This window comes from Pseudomonas sp. PME37.24/025 (assembly GCF_055556615.1).
Map to the genome: position 1 here is coordinate 1 of NZ_JBVHNK010000228.1, position 269 is coordinate 269.

The following is a 269-nucleotide window of genomic DNA, read 5'->3' on the forward strand; positions in this document are numbered from 1 at the left end:
TCCGCGTGCTGCAGGACGCGGCCGACGACCCCGCCCCGTGGGTCGGTCCCGATCCGACGCTCGACGGACGGTGGAACGATCCGCGCGGGCGCACGGTCCCCGCGGTGCGACGGGATCGGCTCGACATGGCCGAGCGCGCCGCCGTCGCCGAGATCGCGGTTCGCCTGCGCCTCGCAGAGCAGACGGTGCGCACGCGCGCCGCGCACGCGGCCGTTCTTCGCGAACGCTGCCCTGGGATCTGGGCCGCGTTCACCGACGGACTCGTGTCG

1 protein-coding gene is annotated in these 269 nt (G+C 75.5%); it reads left to right on the plus strand.

From position 1 onward, the window contains the following. Positions 1–269 (plus strand): hypothetical protein (locus ACZ3HH_RS30165; protein WP_465810258.1); only part of this gene is annotated, 269 nt, incomplete at both ends.